Source organism: Rhizobium johnstonii 3841 (genome assembly GCF_000009265.1).
GTDB classification, from domain to species: domain Bacteria; phylum Pseudomonadota; class Alphaproteobacteria; order Rhizobiales; family Rhizobiaceae; genus Rhizobium; species Rhizobium acaciae.
Map to the genome: position 1 here is coordinate 4,764,120 of NC_008380.1, position 19,085 is coordinate 4,783,204.

Sequence of the window (19,085 nt, forward strand, 5' to 3'; positions counted from 1 at the left end):
AGATGAGGCGGGGCGCGACCACATCGCGCCAAACCTCTTGCAGAAAGTCGTCTTCATGTCGCTTTGGAACTGGTCTGGCTTCTTCGGTTATCTGTTCAACCCTTTTATACTTGGCGGGGTGTTCACGACCGTCTGGCTCACCGTCGTCTCGTTGATTGCAGGGCTTATTCTGGGCTTTGCTCTTGCATTGATGCGGCGATCGTCGCGGCGGGTGCCATACTACATTGCCAAGGCGTATATCTGGCTTTTTCGCGGCACGCCGCTTCTCGTACAGTTGATTGCGATCTACACGGCGCTTCCACTGTTCGGCATCAAGTTCACCGTCATAGAGGCGGCGTTGCTCGGATTGGCTCTCAACGAGGCGGCGTATCTCGCGGAGATCATTCGCGCCGGTATCGAAGCCGTGCCGGAAGGCCAGACTAGGGCAGCCCGCGCGCTCGGCATGACGGAGCGTCAGATCATGCGCTACATCGTCATGCCGCAAGCCTTTAAAGTTATCGTTCCGCCTCTCGGCAATTCGGTGAACGGTCTCTTGAAAACGACCTCTGTCACCTCCGTCATCTCGGTCGAAGAACTCCTTCGCCGGACCCAGGTCCTCATCCAGGAGCGGTTCATGGTGCTCGAACTGTTTGCGGTCGCGGCGATTTATTACCTCCTCCTCACAACACTCTGGGACTTCTTCCAGAGCCATATCGAAAAGCGTCTCGGTCAAGCCGGATCTCGGCTTTCCATTAACGAGAAGCGCTAGAACCAGGATTTTCAAATGCAGAAGACGTTCCGCGGTGTCTACACCGTGATGATTACTCCCTTGGATCCCAGCGGCGCGGTTGATCTGAAGGGGCTGGCTGCCTTTACCGACTGGCAGGTCAAGGAAGGTATCCATGGCCTGATCCCTCTTGGATCGACGGGTGAGTTTCTGTCGCTCAGCGAGGAAGAGCGCGATAGTGTGGCGAGGACCGTCATCGAAACTGTCGCGGGACGGGTGCCTGTTCTGATCGGCACGGGAGCGGAAGATACGCGGGAGTCCATTCGCCTTAGCGTCAAGGCCGAGGCAATGGGAGCTGACGGCGTCATGATTATTCCGCCGTTCTATTCCACCCCAACGGATGACGAACTCGTTCATCACTACAAGAGCATTGCGTCTGCCGTGACCATCCCGATTATGGTCTACAACAATCCCGCGACCGCAAACGTCGACCTGACGCCGGAGTTGGTCAAGCGCATCGCCGAAATCGACGGCTGCGACTATATCAAGGAGTCCACCCTCGAAGTGACGCGCGTGCGCGATATCATCCGGCTGGCCGGCGACGATATGACTGTGTTCGGGGGCATACTCGGGTTCGAGTCTTTCGTTATGGGTGCGCAGGGCTGGGTGGCAGTGGCTTCAAATGTTGCACCAGGACCGATGGCGCGGATCTTCGAACTTGTCGCAAATGAGAAAAAGTTCGATGAGGCAAGGGAGCTTTACCTCAAATGGCTGCCTGTCATTCAGGCGGTCGGGGGCCAGGCCTATGTCGCAGGAACGAAGTCACTGCTGACCCACATGGGATTTGGCGCAGGCCTGCCGCGTCCGCCGCGCCTACCGTTGCCACCCGAGCAGGACGCCGCCATGAAGAGGCTGGTGGCCGATTTCGGTCTGACGTTCGGCGCTTGAGGAATTCCATGATGCCCGTCGCTTCCATAAACCAGAGTTTGAGGCCCGACGATGCACGGGTCAGGCTCTCGGTCGACGGTCTGCAGATATCTGCCGAAAAGGGCATGTCTGTTGCCGCCGCCATCGAGGCGACGGGGCGGCATGAATTTTCCCGAGGCATCAAAAGCGAGGGCCGTGGCCTCTTCTGCGGAATGGGTGTCTGTCACGACTGTCTCGTGACGATCGACGGAAAAGTCAGCCAGCGGGCCTGCATGACCACTGTCGACAATGACATGCAGGTCCTGCGCCCTGCTGCGCGGCCCGACCTTGCCACTGGTCAGATTGCCGATCTCTGCGGTGTGCCGCAGTCCTTGACGACAAGGACGATGGACATTCTCATCGTCGGAGCGGGGCCTGCGGGGCTTGCCGCCGCGCAGCTCCTTGCTGCGGCCGGCGCCGAGGTGACTGTCATTGATGAACGGCCGTCCGCCGGCGGGCAGTATTTCAAACAACCCTCGACATGGAGCGCCGCCGAGCGAATGAGCGGCGACGAGCAGGCTTTATCCGGCGCAGCGCTTATAGGGCAAGTGCGCGATCACGGCGTGATATTTCTAACCGCTACACTGGTGTGGGGTGCCGCACGTGACGACGACGGTGCGCTTATTATCGCCTGCTATGGGTCCGGCCATGCGTTTTACTGCAAGCCGAAAATACTGATCATCGCGACGGGGGCCTACGAACGCCCAACGCCGGTGAGGGGTTGGACACTTCCTGGTGCGATGACAACAGGGGCCGCCCAGACGTTGCTGAGGAGCTACGGAACCGTGCCCGGCCGAAGGATCGTTATCGCCGGAAACGGTCCTTTGAATATGCAGGTCGCAAACGAACTTCGAACGGCAGGAGCCTCCATAGTCGCTTTGCTGGAAGCAGCGCCGCCACCGTGGTCTCGGCCCGCGGCGGCCCTCAGCCTTCTGGCAACGGATCCCGCTCTCGCCCGTCACGGATTACGCCAGATATCGACGCTCAGGTCCAAGGGCGTCAAGATAGGCTGGAATAGCGTGCTCACCTCGATCAACGGTTCGCGGTGCGTGGAGAGCGTCACTTTTGCTGGACCAAGCGGCGAGACCAATCTCGATGCTGACACTGTCCTTATCGGCGGCAATTTCACATCCTCCAATGAACTGTCCCGGCTACTCGGGTGCGGCCATGAAGTCGTCGACGGCGATCTGCGGGCAGTGCGAGATCTCGACGGTCAGACAACGCTTGCAAACGTGCATATTATCGGTGAAGCGGCGCGTTTCGGCGGCGCGCATGTCGCGATGGCAGAAGGGCAGATCGCCGCCGCGGCGATTGCGCGAAAACTGGGCCTCCTTGTCCAAACCGATGAAAGCGTGGTGAAAGGGCTTGCCCGCCATAGACGGTTTCAGGGGGCCCTTTGGCAGGTCTTTGCGCCGAAGGACGATGCAAAGACAAAGACGGCAATTCCGCCAGATGATGCATTGATCTGCCGTTGCGAAGGGGTGGCTTACGGTGCCTTGAGGACGCTCAGCGCAGATAGTGCGCAGGACGTCTCGACATTAAAGCGCCTGTCGCGTGCCGGCATGGGGCGATGTCAGAGCCGCTACTGCGGCAAAGCGATCGCTGACGTCGCGAAAGAACGGCACCTTACGGGCGAAACAAGCGGTTTTCTGGCTCCGCAAATGCCACTTCGACCTATTCCACTGGCGGCTCTTGCTGTCGAAAAGCCGGAATGGGGCGGCCACAAGCGCGCACTTTTGCCGGAAAAACCCCCAGTGGCGAATCCTCAACCTTTGCCTGTGGCGGAAACGTCCACGCTGGTCATCGGCGCCGGCATTGCAGGCCTTTCGACGGCGCTCTTCCTTGCCCGGGAAGGCGAGGACGTTGTGGTGGTGGAGCGCGCTTTTGCGAACTCGCTGGCATCAGGAGGGAATGCAGGAAGCCTTCATGCGCAGCTGCTTTCCTTCGACCACGGTGCCCGTGCCGAAGGTGGCGGCGGAGCGGCCGCACAAACGCTTCCTCTCCAGCGCGATTCAATCGCTCTTTGGGCCGCGCTGCAAAGCGAGCTCGGACAGGATTTCGAGATGAAGGTCACAGGCGGCCTCATGGTGGCCGAAACCGATGACCACATGCGTTTTCTGGCGGAAAAAGTCGCGGTGGAGTGCGCGGCCGGGATCGATTGCCGCTTGATCGGGCAAGAGGAACTGCGCTCCCTGGAGCCTGCTCTGTCTTCTCACTTCGTCGGCGCTGCCTACTGCTCCCAGGAGGGCAAGATCAATCCTCTCGTCGCTACGCAATATATCTTGGGGGCGGCGCGGCGAGACGGCGCTCAAGTCTTCGAAAATTGCGAGGTAACCGGAATAAGGACCTCGGACGACGGGTTTGAGGTCAGGACATCGAGGGGCACCTTGCGGACAAAACGGATCGTCAATGCAGCCGGAGCCTTCGCCTCAAGGATCGGCGCGATGCTCGGTGTCGACGTGCCCGTATTCGGTGCTCCGCTGCAGATGGTGGTTACCGAGGCCGCGGCACCTTTGATTTCGTGTCTCGTCGCCCATGCCGACCGCCATTTGACCCTCAAGCAGGCGGCAAACGGGAACTTCATCATCGGCGGCGGCTGGACCGCAGGCCTCGACCCGGTCCATCAACATCCGCGCCCGCTCCTGTCGAGCCTTGAGGGGAACCTTTGGGTTGCCCAGCATGTCGTTCCCGCTCTGCGCAAACTTCACGTCATCCGAAGCTGGGCGGCGATGAACATCAACATCGACGGTGCGCCGATCCTCGGAGAACATCCGTCAATGCCCGGGTTCTTCAACGCCGTCACCTCAAACGGCTACACCCTCGGCCCGATCGTCGGCCAGTTGACATCTCGGCTCGTTCTCGGTCGCGAGACCGATAGAGCCTTGCAACCCTTTTCCATCTCGCGTTTCCAGAAAGGCCGGGCATGATTGAGATCACTGGCGTTACCAAATATTACGGTCAGTTCGCTGTCCTTAAGAACTGCTCGGTGAACGTCGAGCGCGGTGAGGTCGTGGTTGTCTGCGGTCCCTCGGGGTCGGGCAAATCGACATTGATCAAATGCGTCAACGGGCTCGAGCAGTTTCAGGAAGGTTCGATCCGGGTGCATGGTATCGAGGTCGGCGACCCGAAGACCGACCTGCCGAACCTTCGCACACGGGTAGGCATGGTCTTCCAGAACTTCGAATTGTTTCCGCATCTGACGATCATCGACAATATCATGCTGGCGCAGAAGATTGTCATTGGCCGCAGCGAAACGGCAGCCCACGCCAAGGCCATGGCGCTTCTTGATCGCGTCGGGCTGACGGACCACGCGAAAAAATATCCAAGCCAACTCTCCGGCGGGCAGCAGCAGCGCGTGGCGATCGCGCGGGCGCTCGCGATGGATCCGCTCGCCATGCTCTTCGACGAGCCGACATCCGCGCTTGATCCAGAGATGATTTCCGAGGTGCTCGACGTCATGACCGGACTGGCAAAGGACGGCATGACAATGATGGTCGTCACCCATGAGATGGGATTTGCCCGCCGGGTGGCGACACGCGTGATTTTCATCGATCAGGGCGAGATCGTCGAGGATCGTCCGAGCGAGGAGTTTTTCGCGGGAAAACACAATCCGCGGACCGAAGCTTTCCTTGGCAAAATCCTGCAACACTGAAGGTCAGGCTTGTGAGCAACTACGATCTCATCATCCAGAATGGCACGGTGGCGACTGCTGCGGATGTTTTCCAGGCGGATATCGGCATTAAAGACGGCAAGATTGTCCAGATCGGGCAGAGCCTCTCGGGTGCTGCGCGCACGATCGATGCCTCGGGTAAATATGTCCTTCCAGGCGGCATCGACAGCCATGTCCACATCTCCCAGCCTTCGGGCGACGGAATCGAGATGGCGGACGACTTCGAGAGCGGAACGCTGTCGGCGGTGTTCGGCGGCAATACCACCATCATGCCGTTCTGCCTTCAGGAAAAGGGCAAGTCGCTGCGAGAGGTGCTGACGGCCTATCATGCGCTCGCAGAGGGCCAGTGTTATACCGACGTCAGTTTTCATCTGATCATATCCGACCCGAGCGACGCCGTGCTGGGCCAGGAGTTGCCAGCGCTTGTGGCCGACGGCTATCCGTCGCTGAAGGTCTTCATGACCTATGAGAGCCTGCGCCTCGATGACGCGCAGATACTGATGACGCTCGATGTGGCGCGACGGACGGGCGCCACCGTCATGGTCCATTGTGAAAACGAAGACGCAATCAGGTTCCTGATCGAAAAGCACGAGCTGGCGGGCGATGTTGCCCCACGCGCTCATGCCTCTACCCGTCCGGTCGCTGTCGAACGTGAAGCAACGCATCGCGCCCTGACGCTCGCCGAAATCGTAGACGTTCCCATTGTCATTGTGCATGTCTCGAACGGCGAGGCGATGGAAGAGATCGCTCGCGCAAGGACGAGAGGTGTCAAGGTCGTCGGGGAAACCTGCCCGCAATATCTGACGCTCACCGCCAAGGACCTCGACGGCATGGATTGGGAGGGCGCGAAACTTGTCTGCTCTCCGCCGCCGCGGGATGAAGATGCCCAGAAAGAATGCTGGCGCGGCATCGAGACCGGGGCATTCGAACTCTTTTCATCTGATCATTGTCCATTCCGCTACGATGACCAGCACGGGAAGCTTAATCCCAAAGGCCGCACGAATTTCAGGCACATTCCCAATGGCATTCCAGGCGTCGAAACCCGCCTTCCCATCCTGTTTTCGCAAGGGTTCATGGCCGGACGCATCGATCTGCCGCGCTTTGTCGCCCTGACTTCGACGAACCATGCAAAGACCTATGGCCTCTATCCACAAAAGGGAACGATTGCCGTGGGGGCGGATGCGGACATCGCGATCTGGGATCCAGCCATCGAACGGACCATCCGTCATGCGGACCTGCATGATGGCGCATACTATTCGCCCTACGAGGGGATCGAGATCACCGGCTGGCCGACAACGACAATTGTCGCCGGAAAGCCTGTCGTCGAAAACGGCGTCCTGGTGGGCACCAAGGGCCACGGGCAATATCGGAAAGCCGCGGCGAGACAAATCAACAAGCAGTCAAATCTAACAAGAGCGACATCATGAAACTGAAAATTACAGCAGGGCCATTCATCTTCGACGCTGTCCTGGAAACTGCCAGAGCGCCCAAAACCTGTGAAGCATTCATCAAGCAGATGCCGTTCGATGGTCAAATCGTGCACGTTCGCTGGTCTGGAGAGGGCGTTTGGATCCCGCTTGGCGACCATGATTTCGGCGTCGGTTATGAGAACCATACAAGCCATCCGGCCCCCGGTCATATCATCCTTTACCCGGGAGGCATCAGCGAAACGGAAATCCTGCTTGCCTACGGAGGCGTCGATTTTTCATCGAAAATGGGCCAACTGGCTGGCAATCATTTCATCACAATCACATCCAATCTCGACCAACTCGCCGAAATAGGGCGCCTCACGCTGTGGGAAGGCGCGCAATCCATTCGATTTGAGGCCGTATCCTAGAGCAGGATGATTTTAGGCCGGGTCGGCCTAAAATCTGAATCCTATTCTAAATTAAAGAGTTAGAGCATGATGTCGTCCGAAAACCGATCACATTTTTCGGCATCATGCTCTAGGCGCAATAGCGCGAGGCGACAGGGTTGACGCCGGCGTGCCAGCAGCGCCAAACGCAGCGGTTGGCACGTTTCCTGCATTCTAGTCTACGAGATTTTCTTCGAGATTTCCAAATGGTGGACGAGGCCCAGAATGTCTTTTGATTTTGACTTCGAACTTGCGAAAAGAGCGGCTCAAGAACTGCCTCCGTCGCAGAAGCAGCCAAAAACGCGCAAGATGTCTCTTCTGCAGAGGTTCATGGCTTCGCCGCCAATTCCTCCTCGTCCGTCTCTCAGCATTCTGCGCACATATAGAGGTGGTGATGCGCAATGACGCTGTGATACCCTTGTCGAACAGGTAAGGCGGTGCTGTGCCGATGGTTCTATTCCCGTCGAGGCGGCGTCATTTCTGCAGATGCGGTGCGTGCGACACTTGACGAGCTGTGTCGCCGGAACGCGCCTGTTGCCCGTTCCATAGGCCGGCAGCCTCTGCTCCCAACGACTTCAATAACGCGCATCTTCAAGGCCACAGAAAGGGTCTACCGGGTTGGTGCCGAGGAAAGGCTTGCGACCAAGCATACAATCAACGACGGCTTCCTGGACGCTGTCCATGGTGGAGTACGCATTGATATAGGCCGGTACGCGCGGCGCATCGTAAAGGTGATAGGGATGCCCAAATGAGATCATTGCGGAGGGAATATTCGTCCAGGGTCGGTACATGGCCTTGAAAAGGCCCCCACCACCCATCCTATGCCAGTCGACGAATATCCGGCCTCGGACGAGCAGCGACTCGTCGCCTAGCGTGTAGAGGACGAGGTCGAAGTCGTCGGGGGTCGGCACGATGTCCGGTCGGTCGATCGTGACTTCGAAACCTTCCTTCCGCAACAGCGCAGGTAGCAAGAATTCCAGTGGCTGCGGCATGAGCGGATGAATGATGCCGCCGTCGACCAGCAGTACGCGCTTTGTTTTCGCCGGATCGAGCGGGAAGATACCATTGACGTCCTTCACAAGCGTAGGCGAGCGGCCGATGTATTCCCTTGATGCAGCGACACTGTCTGGATGCGCAAGCAGGTGGCGCACTTCCGCCTCATCGGGGAGGACATCTGACGGTTGAAAAAGCTTGAGATGCGCCTTGAGCGCCAGCACGCGAAGAACTGCTTCCTCAAGTCGCTCCTGAGTAATTCGCCCATCTTCGACGGCAGCCTTGACCGCCGCCATATCCTCCTCAGGTGCATCGCTGAAGAGGATCATGTCGCAGCCATTCGCGATGATATCAGGCAGCGTATCGAGGTGGTGGCCCCAGGCAGACAGCCCTCCCATGGGTGTCGCGTCAGAGACAATGATGCCATTGAAGCCGAGTTCGTCTCGGAGAAGATCAACGTTCAGCAACCGGGAAACCGAGGCCGGTCGGAAAGCTTCAAGCCCGGCATCTGGCATCTTCGATCGAATATAGGCCGGAAGGGAAATGTGTCCGCTCATTATTGCCAACACGCCTTCGGTGATCAGCGTTCTATAGAGCCGACCGAAGGTTTCCTTCCACTCGTCCATGGAAAGCGGATTGGTCGTCGTAACGAGGTGCTGATCGCGGTCGTCATATCCCTCGCCCGGCCAGTGCTTTGCGGTGGCGGCAACGCCATTGCGTTGGAGACCGTGAACATGGGCAACCGCGTGCCGCTCAATCTTGCTGACATCGGAGCCGTATGACCGTGTACCGACAATCGGCGATCGGAACGCGGCATTTATATCGATGACTGGCGTGAAGGACCAACGCACGCCCATCGCGCGGCCCTCGCGCGCCAAGATTTCCGAACTTTTCTCGGTCGCCTGAACGTCGTCGACGGCGGCAAGGCCAAGTTGTCCCAGCACGGGCGTGCCGAAAGCAAAGGAATGACGGCTGCCTTCAAGGTCTGCGCTGATGATGGGCGGGACTTTGCTCTTGGCCACGAGGTCAGAGATGACCCGCCGCTCGAACTCGAGGTCAGCCGTGAAGAAGCGGGTTACGCCGCCCGGCCTTAATGAAGCAATGCGTTTGAAATCCTCTTCATCCGTCCCGATCATGATCAAGGTGAAGAGTTGGCCGATCTTGTCATCGAGATCGAGCGAGGCATAGACGTCGCGGACCCAGGATATCGCAGCGTCGTCGAGGTTGAACGGCGCTTTGCGAAGCTCGTCGTAGATCGTCATAAGTTCCCCCGTTGATCAACGCTCTGCGGATAGCCCCTGTGAATATGCACGCTATCCCGTCATAAGCCAGCGCGGTGATGTCAGGTTAAGTTCGTCGGGAACATTTTGGATATCGAGGGTCGGCTTGAGTAGTCGCTTGAGCAGCGGGCGTCGAAGCGATGGCCGCTTTAGTTCCCCCTGAATGGCCTGGGACATCAGGCTCTCATTTTTGATCTAGGAAGCAAACCGCCACACCGTCGTCTTCTTGATTTCGCTGTCCTCCAGCGCCCGCGTCACCGGCACCTCATAAACCGCGCAGAATTCCAGTCGCTCTCTGGGCAGGTAACTGCGTCCGGGGTCTCCGACCAGCACCCGCTTTCCGTCGGCTGCGAGCTTAGCGAACCAGGGAACGAGCGCATCGGCGAAAGCGCGGTCGTAGAAGACGTCGCCGGCAAGCACGATATCCGCATCGACCGCCTGCCCGATCAGATCGGCGCCGGTAAATCCGAGCGAAACGCGGTTGGCCTCGGCATTCAGCCGGACTGCGGCTTCCGCCCAGGGATCGATATCGGCAGCCATGACCTCCCGGGCGCCGGCCATGACAGCCGCAATGCCGACAAGGCCGGAACCGCTGGCGAAATCCAGCACGCGCTTGCCGCGGACAGTTTTCGGATGATCGAGAACGTAGCGCGCCAGTCCCTGGCCGCCCGCCCATGCAAAAGCCCAGAAGGGCGGCGGCAGGCCGATCGCCTCCAGCTCCTCCTCCGTCTTCAGCCAGAGCTCATGCGCCTCGCTCGCCAGATAGAGCGAAATCTCCGGCACATGCGGCGGCGGCATCAGGCTGGTATTGGCGCGGATGAAAGCTTGCGGATCAGTCTTCAACGCGGCGGATTGTCCAATCCGCCCATCCGGCAGACTTCGAGATATTCTTCCTCGGTCACCGGCTGCACCGAAAGCCGCATCGAGGTGACGAGCGCCATCTTGGCGAGCTTCTCGCTCGCCTTGACATCCTTCAGCGTCACCGGCTTCGGCACGTCCATGACGGCGCGGATATCGACGCAATCCCACTTCGGATCGCCCTTGGCGGAAGAATCGGGATGCGACAGGGCGCAGACCTCGACGATGCCGACGATCTCCAGTCCATCATTGGAATGATAGAAGAACCCTTTGTCGCCGATCTGCATCGCCCGCATGTTGTTGCGGGCCAGATAGTTGCGGACACCGGTCCATTCCGTGCCCTTTTCGCCGGCAGCCTTCTGCTGCTCCCAGGACCAGGAAGCGGGTTCGGATTTATAGAGCCAGTGCGCCATGCTCACGCCTCCGGTTTGTTGAAGACCCAGTTGTAGGCCTTGACCTCGACGCTTTCGAATAGCCCGGCCTTGGCATAGGGATCGGCATCGGCAAGCGCACGCGCCGCCTCTTTCGATTCCGCTTCGACGATGATCAGGCTGCCGCAGGGCTTGCCGTCGTCATCGAGAAACGGGCCGGCGATCTTCAGCGTTCCCTCGGCATTCAGCTTGTTCAGATGCTCGATATGCGTCGGACGCGTATCCATGCGCACGTTCAGATGTCCCGGTTTGTCCTTGCAGAGAAGGGCGAAAAGCATGTCTGTCTCCTATTCGGTGGTGATCGGACGCGTCATCAGCTGCTCTATCGCCTCTGATATATCGAGCTTGCCGTCGATGATGGCGGAAACGGCATCGGTGATCGGCATGCTGACCTTCAACTCCGCCGCAAGCCGCGAGGCGACGGAGGCGGCAAACGCACCTTCCACCAGCGCACCCTGCAGGGGATCGGTCTTTTCGCCGCGCCCGAGCGCAATGCCGAAGCGCAGGTTTCGCGACTGATGGCTCGTCGCCGTCAGCACCAGATCGCCGAGGCCGGAAAGCCCGCGCACCGTATCCGCCTGCCCGCCCTTGGCAACGACGAAACGCGACATTTCAGCAAGACCGCGTGCAATCAGCGCCGCACGGGCGGAATCGCCGATGCCACGGCCTTCGACGATGCCGCAGGCGATCGCCAGCACATTCTTCAGTGCGCCGCCAAGCTGCACGCCGATCCGGTCGTTGGAGGCGTAGAGCCGGAAGGTTCGGCCCGATATGGCCTGAGCGAGCCGCTCCGCGGTCTCCATGTCGGCTGCCGCAATCGCCATCGCCGTCGGCAGGCCCTTGGCGATATCGGCGGCAAAACCCGGGCCGGAGAGCACGGCGATGGAATGATCCGGCAGTTCCCGTTCCAGCATGTCGGTCAGAAGATTGCCCGTCGCCCGTTCGATACCCTTGGCACAGGTAACGACCACGGCATCCTTGCAAAGATAAGGTCCGTATTGCCGCGCCGCATCGGCCTGCGCCTGCGACGGCATCGCAAAAAGCACGATGGAGGCGCCGGTGATCGCATCCGCCTCGGCGGAAAATTCCAGCGTATCGGGCAGGAGAATGCCGGGCAGTACCGCATCATGCAGCCGTTCGGCCTTCAGATCGGCAATCAGTGACGGGTCACGCCCGACGAGGGTCACGGCGCTGCGGCCGGCAAGCGCGATGACGGCGGCAAGCGCCGTGCCGAAAGCCCCCGATCCGACGACGGCGATGTTTTCGCTCATGCCTTGGCCCCTCGTTTTCCGAAACCGATCAGCGTTTCCGCATTGGAATCGAGCGGCCAGCGCGAGCGCGGCTGTACGTCGAGCGTATCCGGTGCGGCACCGGTCGCCATCCGCTCCAGTCCCGCCCAGGCGATCATCACGGCATTGTCGGTGCAGAGGTGCAGCGGCGGTGCAATGAAGCGGAAACCGTTCTTGTTGCACAGCGCCTGCAGCGTGCCACGCAGTTCGAGATTGGCGGCGACCCCGCCGGCAACGACCAGCGCCGGCTTTTCGCCAGTCGCTGGGAATTCCGTCTTGAACCGCTGCAGGCCACGGCCGATGCGGTCTTTCAGCGTCCGCGAAACCGCCTTCTGGAACGAGGCGCAGATATCCGCCACATCCTGATCGCTGAGCGGCGCGATATCCTGTGCCGCCTGCCGCACCGCTGTCTTCAGGCCGGAGAACGAGAAGTCGAGCCGTGCCTCGCCGACCAGCGGCCGCGGAAAATCGAACCGATCGGGATTGCCGTCCCGCGCCATCCGCTCCACCGCCGGCCCGCCGGGATAGGGCAGGCCGAGCAACTTTGCCGTCTTGTCGAAGGCTTCGCCGAGCGCATCGTCGATCGTCGTGCCCCAACGCTCGTACTGCCCAACGCCGCGCACCAGGATGAGCTGGGTATGGCCGCCGGAGACGAGCAGCATCAGATAGGGAAAGGACAGCCCGTCCGTCAGCCGCGCCGTCAGCGCATGGCCTTCGAGATGGTTGATCGCATAGAGCGGCTTGCCGGCGGCTCTGGCGATCGCCTTGCCGGTCATCAGCCCCACCAGCAGCCCGCCGATCAGCCCCGGCCCCGACGTGGCGGCGATGGCGTCGACATCGTTGAGCGACACATTGGCGCGCTTCAGCGCTTCCTCGATCAGCTCGTCCAGCGCTTCGACATGGGCGCGTGCGGCAATCTCTGGCACCACGCCGCCATAGGCGCTATGTTCGTCGAGCTGGGAAAGCACCACGTCCGACAGCACGTTGGAATGCCCCTCCGCATCGCGCTCGACGACCGCGGCGGCGGTCTCGTCGCAGCTCGTTTCGATGCCAAGGATGCGCAGAAAGGGAACCATGAAGCCTGTTCGTTGATTGCGATGGGATGGAAACCCGTTTACGAGAACTCCGGTAACAACGGAATAGAACGGATGCAAACAAAACCTTTCCGGATCGGCACGCGGGGCAGCCCGCTGGCGCTTGCCCAGGCGCATGAGGCCCGCGACAGGCTGATGGCGGCGCATCATCTGCCCGAGGACATGTTCGAGATCGTCGTGCTGACGACCAAGGGCGACCGCATCACTGACCGGTCGCTGGCCGAAATCGGCGGCAAGGGCCTTTTCACCGAGGAGCTCGAACAGAAGCTTACCGCCGGCGAGCTCGATTTCGCCGTGCATTCCGCCAAGGACATGGCGACGAAGCTGCCCGAGGGGCTTTATCTCTCCGCCTACCTGCCACGTGAAGATATCCGCGACGCCGTCATCGGCCGCACTGCGCGCAAACTGATCGACCTGCCGCATGGCGCCACCGTCGGTTCATCCTCGCTCCGCCGCCAGGCGCTGATCCGCCGCATGCGGCCGGATATCAACGTCGTCACCTTCCGCGGCCTGGTGGAAACGCGCCTGCGCAAGCTCGAAGAGGGCGAGGTGGATGCGACCCTGCTGGCGCTTGCCGGCCTGAAACGCCTCGGCAAGGTCGACGTACTGACCGATATCCTCGACCCAGACACCTTCCCGCCAGCCCCGGCGCAGGGCGCGATCTGCATCGAAAGCCGCATCGGCGATGCCAGGATCGACGATCTGCTGGCGCCGGTCAACGATATCATGACCTTCGACACAGTCTCCTGCGAACGTGCCTTCCTGGCAGCACTCGACGGCTCCTGCCGCACGCCGATCGGCGGCTATGCCGTCTGCGAAGGCGACCTGATCCGGTTCTCCGGCCTCATCATCACCCCCGACGGACGCAGCCAGCATGCGGTGACGACCGACGGCCACCGCCGGGATGCGGCAGCACTCGGCACCCGCGCCGGCCAGGACGTGCGCGCCAGGGCCGGCAGCGCCTTTTTCGACGACTGGCACTGAAGCGGCCATGCGCGTGCTCGTCACCCGCCCCGCGCATTCGGCGACTAGAACCGCACAACGTCTGCGCGATATGGGCCACGAGCCGCTGCTGCTGCCGCTGCGTGAGCCGCTGCACGACAGCAATGCCGCCGCGGACGCGCTCGCCATCACCGGTGGCGCAATCGCGGTGACCAGCGCCGAAGCCATCAGGGTCCTCTCCGCGCTCGGCGAGAAACTTCACCCGCATCTTGCCCGTTCGCTTTTTGCGGTCGGCGAAACGACGGCCGAAGAAGCGCGCAGCCTTGGCTTCCGATCGGTCGCCTCATCCCAGGGCAACGGCCGCGATCTCGCCGATCTCCTCGCGGCGGAGAAACCGGGCACGCTGCTCTACCTCGCCGGCACCCCGCGCGCCGAGACTTTTGAAAGGCGATTGCGCGAACTCGGCATCCATTTTTCCGTCGCCGAATGCTACCGCATGCAGCCGACCGTCCCCGATCCCGCCGAGATCGACGCGATCTTCGCTAACGGTTACCCGGACGCCATCCTCTTCTACTCCCGCCAGACGACTGAGGATTTTTTTCGTCTGCCGGAGCCGCGGTTGGCGCCACCGGAACACAGCACAGCCCGCCTTCTCTGCCTCAGCGAGGCGGTGGCGCAAGCCATCCCGACGGCTCTGAAAAAAAGCGTCGAGATTTCACCGATGGCGGATGAGAAAAGTCTTCTGTCGCTGCTTTGAACGCTCTAACCGCCCAAATTTGATCTAACCTCTTCCCTTAACTGGCATCACTGTCTAGTTTCGTTGCAATGCAGGATAAAGAGGACCTCATGGTATCGGGAAACCCGCCACGCCATTCGAAGAGCGCCGACGAGCCGGTCACGATCGACCTCGATGCACAGGAATTCGCCGCTGCGGCCGATACCGAAAAACCGGTGAACAATGAAACTGCCGACGCCGACAGCACCGCTGCCGCCGATGCCGGCCTGCCGCCCGAAACCGAGACCGCGTCGCATGCCGAATATGAAGAGAAGCCTGTGATGGATACGCCGGAGGAGGAACCGGCAGCTCCAGAACCTTCCTTCACCCCTCCTCCTGAACAGCCCGCGCCGAAGAGCGCCGGCACCTCCGGCCTGATTGCCGCCGGCATCTTCGGCGGCCTCGTGGCGCTGCTTGGCGCCGGCGCCATTCAGTATGCCGGTTACCTCCCTGGCTCCTCCACGCCGCAGACGACATCGCCGGAGACGGCCGATCTTGCCGGCGAGATCGACGGCCTGAAACAGACCGTCGCCAATCTTGCCGCCAATCCGGCGAGCGCGGATGACGGCGAGCTTGCGAAACGCGTCGCTGCGCTGGAAACGGCTGCCAAGGCCCCCGCAGCCGGCGCGCCGGCCGATGCTGCTAACGTCGAGGCACTCAACCAGAAGATTGCGGAGCTGACCGGTCAGCTCGACCAGCTGCGCTCGACACTTGCCCAGTCATCCGAGCAGCAGACGACGAACGGCGCCGATATCGCCAAGCGCCTCGAAGAGGCCGAAAAGAAGCTGAACGAGCCGCGCGAGGACGTCGCCGTTGCCCGGGCGATCGCGGCTGCCGCCCTCAAGGCGGCGATCGATCGCGGTGGCCCGTTCCTGGCCGAACTCGACACCTTCGCCGGCGTTGCCCCCGACGATCCAGCCGTCGCCGACCTCAAAGCCTTTGCCGAGACCGGCATTCCCTCACGCACAGAGCTGGTGCGCGAGGTTCCCGATGTCGCCACCGCGATCGTCGAAGCCGTCAACCAGCCGGATCCGAACCAGAGCTGGTCGGACCGGCTGATGTCGAGCGCCAAATCGCTGGTGAGCGTTCGTCCCGTCGGCAATATCGAGGGTGAAAGCGTCGAAGCCATCGCCGCCCGCATGGAGGAGAAGGTGAAGAACGGCGACCTGCCCGGCGCTTCCGCCGAATGGAACAGCCTGCCCGCCCTCGGCAAACAAGCGTCCGCCGCCTTCAAGCAATCGCTCGAAGCGCGCATCCGCGTCGAGGAACTGGTTGGCGGGGCGCTGTCGAAAGCGGTTTCCGGCACCGGCAAGGAGGGATAAGACCATGCTGATCCGCCTTGTCGTCTTCGCCCTCTTCGTATTGCTTCTCGCCTATGGCTTCTCCTGGCTTGCCGATCGTCCCGGTGACCTCTCGCTGATCTGGGAGGGCCAGATCTACCAGACGAAGCTGATCGTCGCCGCCAGCGCGATCATCGCGCTGGTCGCCGCCGTGATGATCGCCTGGTGGTTCGTCCGGCTGGTCTGGACCTCGCCGCATTCGGTGACGCGTTATTTCCGCGCCCGCAAGCGGGACCGCGGTTATCAGGCGCTATCGACCGGCCTGATCGCCGCCGGCGCCGGCAATGCGCTGCTTGCCCGCAAGATGGCCGCCCGCTCGCGCGGCCTGATCCGCGCCGATCAGGAACCGCTGATCAACTTGCTCGAGGCCCAGGCCGCCCTGATCGAAGGTCGTCATGATGAGGCCCGCGCCAAGTTCGAGGCCATGGCCAACGATCCCGAGACGCGCGAACTCGGTCTGCGCGGCCTCTATCTGGAAGCCCGCCGTCTCGGCGCCAACGAGGCCGCCCGCCAATATGCCGAAAAGGCTGCCGACAATGCGCCATATCTTCCCTGGGCCGCACAGGCGACGCTCGAATATCGCAGCCAGGCCGGCCGCTGGGATGATGCGATCCGCCTGCTCGAACAGCAAAAGGCCGCCCGCGTCGTCGAAAAGGCCGAAGCCAACCGTCTGCACGCCGTCCTCCTGACGGCGCGCGCAGGCGAGAAGCTGGAAAGCAACCCTACGGGTGCCCGCGACGACGCCCTGCAGGCGCTGAAGCTTGCCGCCGATTTCATTCCGGCGGCCCTCATCGCCGCAAAGGCGCTGTTTCGCGAAGGCGGCGTGCGCAAGGCCGCCTCGATCCTCGAACAGGCATGGAAATCGGCACCTCATCCTGAGATCGGCCAAGCCTATGTCAGGGCCCGCAGCGGCGATTCGACGCTCGACCGGCTGAAGCGCGCAGAACGGCTGGAAGGGCAGCGCCCGAACAACGTCGAATCCCTTCTCGTCGTCGCCCAGGCAGCCCTCGACGCGCAGGAATTCGCCAAGGCTCGCGCCAAGGCGGAAGCGGCGGCCCACATGCAGCCGCGTGAAGCCGCCTACCTGCTGCTGGCCGACATCGAAGAAGCCGAGACTGGCGACCAGGGCCGCGTGCGCCATTGGCTGGCCCAGGCGCTCAAGGCGCCGCGCGATCCGGCTTGGGTGGCAGACGGCTTCGTGTCGGACAAATGGCTGCCGGTATCGCCCGTGACCGGCCGTCTCGACGCCTTCGAATGGAAGGCGCCCTTCGGCCAGATCGAGGGTGCGCTCGAAGACGGTTCGGCGCCGGCCTCGATCGAAACGGCTTTGAAGACATTGCCTCCGCTGCGTGATGTCAGGCCGGAAAGTCCCGTCAACGACCATCGCATCATTGAGCTGGAACGCGCCGCGACGATTGCCGAGGCTGTGCGCCCCACGCCGGCACCGGCACCAGCACCGACATCGGCAAAACCGAAACCCGTCGAACCGGCCGTGAGCGATAAAGCGCCGGCGCCAAGCGAGGCGAAGCCTTTCTTTGGCGGACTGCCGGATGATCCCGGCGTTCGCGATCCCAGGGTGGAACCGGAACCCAAGACACGGCTCCGCCTTTTTTGAAATGGAACGAAAACCGCATGTTCGAACGCTTTCAGGCATTCTTTCAGAAGCTCACCGCCGACAACCAGAAGAAAGGTTTTGCCCCTGATGATCCGCGCATCACAGTGGCAGCGCTCTGCATGCAGGTCATGGAAGCCGACGGTCAGATCAAAGCCAGCGAGAAGAAACGGCTGCGCAAGCTCCTGAAGGAGCAGTATGCGCTCGACGGCAAACAGCTCGATGCCCTGATGGCCGCCGGCCTCGAGGCCGAAAGCTCCGCCGTCGACTATTATCGCTTCACCGCCGACCTGAAGCGCCATCTCAATACCGAGCAACGCCTCGAGCTGATCGGCATCCTCTGGGACATCGTCTATGCCGATGGCGAACGCAGCGAGATGGAAGACCATGTGATCTGGCGTATCGCCGATCTGCTCGGCGTCTCCTCGCGCGAGCGCATCCAGAAGCGGCAGGAGGCCGCCGCCAGGGTGACAGATGTCCAGGTTGCGCAAGATGATGCCGACTGAGCAAGACCCGAACCGCGACGGGCGCCCGATCCTCATCGTCCTGCATCAGGAGCAGTCGAGCCCCGGCCGCGTCGGCCAGTTGCTCGTCGAAAAGGGCTACCGCCTCGATATCCGTCGCCCGGTTCTCGGCCAGCCGCTTCCGATAACACTTGAAGACCATGCCGGCGCCGTCGTCTTCGGCGGGCCGATGAGCGCCAATGATCCCGATGACTTCGTCAAGAAGGAGATCGACTGGATCGATGTTCCGCTCCGGGAAAAGCGCCCCTACCTCGGCATCTGCCTCGGCGCGCAGATGCTGGTGCGTCATCTCGGCGGCAAGGTGCAGTCGAATGCCGACGGCTCGACGGAGATCGGCTGGTATCCGCTGCACCCGACCGAGAAGGGCCGCCTGCTGATGCACTGGCCGAGGATGGTCTATCATTTCCACCGCGAGGGCTTCGAACTGCCGCGCGGCGCCGACCTCTTGGCCGAAGGCGATGCCTATCCGAACCAGGCCTTCCGCTACGACGGCAACGCCTGGGGGCTGCAGTTCCATGCCGAACTGACCCGGGCGATGATGCATCGCTGGGTCGTGCATGGCGCCCATCGCTTCATCCTGCCGAACGCCCAGCAGGGCCGCGAACATCTTGAAGGCCGCATGCTGTTCGACGCGCCGCTGAGAGCCTGGCTGACCGAATTCCTCGACATCGTCTTCGAGGGAAAGGCGGCGAAGGCGACGTCCTCCATCGCTCTTCGCGCATAACCCCGAAATCGATTCCGATTTCGCCA

18 protein-coding genes are annotated in these 19,085 nt (G+C 61.6%); 12 read left to right on the forward strand and 6 right to left on the reverse strand.

Annotated elements, in window-relative coordinates:
- Window positions 1–55: 55 nt before the first annotated feature.
- From RL_RS23105 to RL_RS23130, 6 genes are read left to right on the forward strand one after another with little or no spacing between them, the layout of a single operon-like run.
- Window positions 56–748, forward strand: coding sequence for an amino acid ABC transporter permease (locus RL_RS23105; RefSeq protein ID WP_011653848.1), 693 nt, complete (start codon window positions 56–58; stop codon window positions 746–748).
- Window positions 749–763: 15 nt separating this feature from the next.
- Window positions 764–1,654 carry a 4-hydroxy-tetrahydrodipicolinate synthase gene (gene dapA / locus RL_RS23110; protein WP_011653849.1) on the forward strand — a complete coding sequence of 297 codons (891 nt, stop codon included), beginning with the start codon at window positions 764–766 and terminating at the stop codon, window positions 1,652–1,654.
- On the forward strand, window positions 1,651–4,599 hold the full coding sequence (locus RL_RS23115; RefSeq protein WP_011653850.1) for an FAD-dependent oxidoreductase: 2,949 nt from the start codon (window positions 1,651–1,653) through the stop codon (window positions 4,597–4,599). Before dapA ends, RL_RS23115 begins: the two co-directional genes overlap by 4 nt.
- Window positions 4,596–5,324, forward strand: a complete 729-nt coding sequence (locus RL_RS23120) for an amino acid ABC transporter ATP-binding protein (protein ID WP_011653851.1) — start codon at window positions 4,596–4,598, stop codon at window positions 5,322–5,324. Before RL_RS23115 ends, RL_RS23120 begins: the two co-directional genes overlap by 4 nt.
- An 11-nt stretch (window positions 5,325–5,335) precedes the next feature.
- A complete protein-coding gene (hydA, locus tag RL_RS23125; RefSeq protein ID WP_011653852.1) occupies window positions 5,336–6,769 on the forward strand; it encodes a dihydropyrimidinase in 1,434 nt (477 codons plus the stop codon).
- Window positions 6,766–7,179, forward strand: coding sequence for a DUF3830 family protein (locus tag RL_RS23130; protein ID WP_011653853.1), 414 nt, complete (start codon window positions 6,766–6,768; stop codon window positions 7,177–7,179). The genes hydA and RL_RS23130 overlap by 4 nt, the downstream gene beginning before the upstream one ends.
- Before the next feature lie 593 nt (window positions 7,180–7,772).
- Here RL_RS23130 and RL_RS23135 read toward each other — a convergent pair.
- The 6 genes from RL_RS23135 to tsaD all read right to left on the reverse strand — a co-directional run bounded on the left by RL_RS23135 (window position 7,773) and on the right by tsaD (window position 13,124).
- Entirely contained in the window at window positions 7,773–9,452 is a 1,680-nt protein-coding gene (locus RL_RS23135) for a glycoside hydrolase family 3 protein (RefSeq protein ID WP_011653854.1), read from the reverse strand.
- A 213-nt stretch (window positions 9,453–9,665) separates the two neighbouring features.
- Window positions 9,666–10,313: a class I SAM-dependent methyltransferase gene (locus tag RL_RS23140; RefSeq protein WP_011653855.1), complete on the reverse strand. Its 648-nt coding sequence runs from the start codon at window positions 10,311–10,313 to the stop codon at window positions 9,666–9,668.
- Window positions 10,310–10,741, reverse strand: coding sequence for an EVE domain-containing protein (locus tag RL_RS23145; RefSeq protein ID WP_003543603.1), 432 nt, complete (start codon window positions 10,739–10,741; stop codon window positions 10,310–10,312). Before RL_RS23145 ends, RL_RS23140 begins: the two co-directional genes overlap by 4 nt.
- A 2-nt stretch (window positions 10,742–10,743) precedes the next feature.
- Entirely contained in the window at window positions 10,744–11,037 is a 294-nt protein-coding gene (locus RL_RS23150) for a YciI-like protein (protein WP_011653856.1), read from the reverse strand.
- Window positions 11,038–11,046: 9 nt separating this feature from the next.
- The gene (locus tag RL_RS23155) at window positions 11,047–12,030 is read right to left on the reverse strand and encodes an NAD(P)H-dependent glycerol-3-phosphate dehydrogenase (RefSeq protein ID WP_011653857.1); all 984 of its coding nucleotides are present in this window, start codon (window positions 12,028–12,030) and stop codon (window positions 11,047–11,049) included.
- Window positions 12,027–13,124 (reverse strand): tRNA (adenosine(37)-N6)-threonylcarbamoyltransferase complex transferase subunit TsaD, encoded by a 1,098-nt coding sequence (tsaD, locus tag RL_RS23160; RefSeq protein WP_011653858.1) that lies wholly within the window; start codon window positions 13,122–13,124, stop codon window positions 12,027–12,029. The genes RL_RS23155 and tsaD overlap by 4 nt, the downstream gene beginning before the upstream one ends.
- Before the next feature lie 72 nt (window positions 13,125–13,196).
- Between tsaD and hemC the strand changes: the two genes are divergently transcribed.
- The 6 genes from hemC (at window position 13,197) to RL_RS23190 (ending at window position 19,059) form a co-directional block, all read left to right on the forward strand.
- Entirely contained in the window at window positions 13,197–14,126 is a 930-nt protein-coding gene (hemC, locus tag RL_RS23165; RefSeq protein WP_011653859.1) for a hydroxymethylbilane synthase, read from the forward strand.
- Between the two features lie 7 nt (window positions 14,127–14,133).
- On the forward strand, window positions 14,134–14,841 hold the full coding sequence (locus RL_RS23170) for a uroporphyrinogen-III synthase (RefSeq protein WP_011653860.1): 708 nt from the start codon (window positions 14,134–14,136) through the stop codon (window positions 14,839–14,841).
- A 68-nt stretch (window positions 14,842–14,909) separates the two neighbouring features.
- Window positions 14,910–16,181, forward strand: coding sequence for a COG4223 family protein (locus RL_RS23175; RefSeq protein WP_011653861.1), 1,272 nt, complete (start codon window positions 14,910–14,912; stop codon window positions 16,179–16,181).
- Window positions 16,182–16,185: 4 nt separating this feature from the next.
- A complete protein-coding gene (locus tag RL_RS23180) occupies window positions 16,186–17,814 on the forward strand; it encodes a heme biosynthesis protein HemY (protein WP_011653862.1) in 1,629 nt (542 codons plus the stop codon).
- Window positions 17,815–17,831: 17 nt separating this feature from the next.
- Window positions 17,832–18,317, forward strand: a complete 486-nt coding sequence (locus RL_RS23185) for a TerB family tellurite resistance protein (protein WP_011653863.1) — start codon at window positions 17,832–17,834, stop codon at window positions 18,315–18,317.
- Window positions 18,286–19,059 (forward strand): glutamine amidotransferase, encoded by a 774-nt coding sequence (locus RL_RS23190; protein ID WP_041936505.1) that lies wholly within the window; start codon window positions 18,286–18,288, stop codon window positions 19,057–19,059. The genes RL_RS23185 and RL_RS23190 overlap by 32 nt, the downstream gene beginning before the upstream one ends.
- The last annotated feature ends 26 nt before the right edge of the window (window positions 19,060–19,085 follow it).

Excerpts from the sequence above, each read along its gene's own strand:
- RL_RS23105 (WP_011653848.1), top strand. The coding sequence starts at position 56 with ATGTCGCTTTGGAACTGGTCTGGCTTCTTCGGTTATCTGTTCAACCCT.
- dapA (WP_011653849.1), top strand. The coding sequence starts at position 764 with ATGCAGAAGACGTTCCGCGGTGTCTACACCGTGATGATTACTCCCTTG.
- RL_RS23120 (WP_011653851.1), top strand. The coding sequence starts at position 4,596 with ATGATTGAGATCACTGGCGTTACCAAATATTACGGTCAGTTCGCTGTC.
- RL_RS23130 (WP_011653853.1), top strand. The coding sequence starts at position 6,766 with ATGAAACTGAAAATTACAGCAGGGCCATTCATCTTCGACGCTGTCCTG.
- RL_RS23135 (WP_011653854.1), bottom strand. The coding sequence starts at position 9,452 with ATGACGATCTACGACGAGCTTCGCAAAGCGCCGTTCAACCTCGACGAC.
- RL_RS23145 (WP_003543603.1), bottom strand. The coding sequence starts at position 10,741 with ATGGCGCACTGGCTCTATAAATCCGAACCCGCTTCCTGGTCCTGGGAG.
- RL_RS23150 (WP_011653856.1), bottom strand. The coding sequence starts at position 11,037 with ATGCTTTTCGCCCTTCTCTGCAAGGACAAACCGGGACATCTGAACGTG.
- RL_RS23155 (WP_011653857.1), bottom strand. The coding sequence starts at position 12,030 with ATGAGCGAAAACATCGCCGTCGTCGGATCGGGGGCTTTCGGCACGGCG.
- tsaD (WP_011653858.1), bottom strand. The coding sequence starts at position 13,124 with ATGGTTCCCTTTCTGCGCATCCTTGGCATCGAAACGAGCTGCGACGAG.
- hemC (WP_011653859.1), top strand. The coding sequence starts at position 13,197 with ATGCAAACAAAACCTTTCCGGATCGGCACGCGGGGCAGCCCGCTGGCG.
- RL_RS23170 (WP_011653860.1), top strand. The coding sequence starts at position 14,134 with ATGCGCGTGCTCGTCACCCGCCCCGCGCATTCGGCGACTAGAACCGCA.
- RL_RS23175 (WP_011653861.1), top strand. The coding sequence starts at position 14,910 with ATGCAGGATAAAGAGGACCTCATGGTATCGGGAAACCCGCCACGCCAT.
- RL_RS23180 (WP_011653862.1), top strand. The coding sequence starts at position 16,186 with ATGCTGATCCGCCTTGTCGTCTTCGCCCTCTTCGTATTGCTTCTCGCC.
- RL_RS23185 (WP_011653863.1), top strand. The coding sequence starts at position 17,832 with ATGTTCGAACGCTTTCAGGCATTCTTTCAGAAGCTCACCGCCGACAAC.
- RL_RS23190 (WP_041936505.1), top strand. The coding sequence starts at position 18,286 with ATGTCCAGGTTGCGCAAGATGATGCCGACTGAGCAAGACCCGAACCGC.